At 39.0% G+C, this 323-nt stretch carries 1 pseudogene; it reads right to left on the bottom strand.

Annotation, left to right across the window (positions count from 1 at the left end):
* Nucleotides 1–323, bottom strand: a pseudogene (locus tag CDA10_RS16720) (IS6-like element IS1006 family transposase); the annotation flags it as partial.

Genomic DNA, 323 nt, shown 5'->3' with positions numbered 1-323 from the left:
TTATTTTTATACTTAATCTGCCTGTGCTCAAGGTCTGGTGGACATTTACCTTCCCGTTTTAACCGTGATAAAGCACGTCCATATGTGGGTGCTTTATCCGTGTTGATCACTTGTGGAATTTGCCACTTCTTCACATTATTTAAAATTTTTCCAAGAAAACAATATGCTGATTTGGTATTACGTCTAGAAGAAAGATAAAAATCAATGGTATCGCCACGTTGATCGACTGCACGATACAGATAAGACCATCGTCCATTCACTTTTACATAGGTTTCATCAATATGCCACGAGCTCAGATCTGTAGGATTACGCCAATACCAGCG

This window comes from Acinetobacter piscicola, from assembly GCF_002233755.1.
GTDB classification, from domain to species: Bacteria; Pseudomonadota; Gammaproteobacteria; order Pseudomonadales; family Moraxellaceae; genus Acinetobacter; species Acinetobacter piscicola.
This window is presented reverse-complemented; position numbering and strand designations above follow the sequence as displayed.